This window comes from Streptomyces sp. CO7, assembly GCF_053474865.1.
The window spans coordinates 797,209-798,792 of the sequence record NZ_JBRIOU010000002.1 but is presented as its reverse complement, the minus strand read 5'-3'; the positions used below and the strand labels follow the sequence as shown (position 1 = coordinate 798,792).

Genomic DNA, 1,584 nt, shown 5'->3' with positions numbered 1-1,584 from the left:
ACGGGGGCCGGCGTTCCCGGCCGGACGGACGGTCCGGCCGGGAACGTGCGCGGCGGTGGTGACTGCGGCGAGCGCGCCGAGCGCGGGGACTGCGCCGGCGAGGGCGGCGGGGGGTGTGGTCAGCCGGTGAACTGCCACCAGTTCACGTTGAAGAGGTAGCCGCTGCCGCCCGTGTAGCGGAAGTAGACGTCGCGGGTGCCTCCGGCGCCGGTCACCGGGCAGGAGACGGTCGTCCACGTCTGCCAGCCCCCGGTGCCCGGGACGGTGCAGGTGCCGGCGAGAGGACCGGTGGCGCTGTCCAGGCGGACCTCGATCCTGCCGCCCGAGGTAGCCGAGGCGACCCTGGCCTGGAAGGAGCGGGCGCCGGAACCGAACGCCGCGCCCTTGACCTTGATCCAGTCACCGTTCTCGATGTAGCCGACGTCCATGCCGCCCTCGGCGGACGTCTCGGTCTCCACGCCGGTGGCCCAGGCGATGGTCTCCGCCTCCTGCCGGACGTAGGGGTTCAGCGTGCCCACCTGCGGAGCGCCGGCCGAGGTCATGTTGATCGTCGGGATCGTGCCGTCCGCTCTGTAGGAGAACTTCTCCACGGCCACCGAGCGGGTGAATCCGCCCCCGCCCGGAAGCGCGCCGTTGTGGTAGAAGAAGTACGAGTTTCCGGCGAAGTCGACGATGCCGGGATGGTTGGTGAAGCTGGAACCCTGCGTGGGCATGATCGTGCCGCGGTAGGTCCAGGGCCCGGTCGGGCCGGGTGCGGTCGAGTAGGCGATGAACTCGGAGCAGCAGGCTGCCGCGAACACCAGGTGGTAGAGGCCGTTGCGCTTGTAGACCCACGGCCCCTCCTCGTACAGGGTGGGACGCTCCGTGTTGCCGGCGCGGGTGCCGAACCCCTGGGTGGTGAGGGGGATCTGCGTCGGCGTGCCGGAGTAGGAGGTCATGTCGGCGTTCAGCCGTACGTACCAGAGGTTCGGGTTCCCCCAGTACAGGTACGCCTGGCCGTTGTCGTCGATGAACACGGTGGGGTCGATCTCGCCGTTCTCCACCAGGGGCCGTCCCAGGGCGTCCCGGAAGGGGCCGGTGGGCGAGTCGGCGACCGCCACGCCGATGGCCATGCGGCCGGTGGCCCGGTTCTTCATCGGGGCGTACCAGTAGAACTTCCCGTTGCGCGCGACGACCTGGCCCGCCCAGGCGTCGGCGCTCGCCCAGCTGAACGTGGCGAGACTCATCGGGGAACCGTGGTCGGTCCAGTTGGTCATGTCGGAGGACGAGTAGACCCGCCACTCCTTCATGGTGAACCAGGTCGAGGCGTCCTCGTCGTGGCCGGTGTACAGGTACACCCGGCCGTTGTGGACCAGGGGGGCCGGATCGGCGGTGTAGACGGTCTGGACGAGGGGGTTGTCCGCGTGGGCGACGGACGGCTGGAAGAGCGTCAGGAGGCACAGGAGGCTGATCACCCAGGCGGGACCACGACGGTGGACGGGCCTGCGGCGGAGCACGGAGCGGAGCGATGACTGGTGCGACACCGGTCGTCCTCTCTCGGTGTGGGGGCAGGGGCGGTGTGCGAGCGGGTGCACGGACCCGCGG

Annotated in this window: 1 protein-coding gene; it reads right to left on the bottom strand. The window is 70.4% G+C overall.

The features are described 5' to 3' along the window. Positions 1-119 precede the first annotated feature (119 nt). On the bottom strand, positions 120-1,454 hold the full coding sequence (locus ACOV8S_RS05605; RefSeq protein WP_448317365.1) for a glycoside hydrolase family 43 protein: 1,335 nt from the start codon (positions 1,452-1,454) through the stop codon (positions 120-122). Between the last annotated feature and the right edge of the window lie 130 nt (positions 1,455-1,584).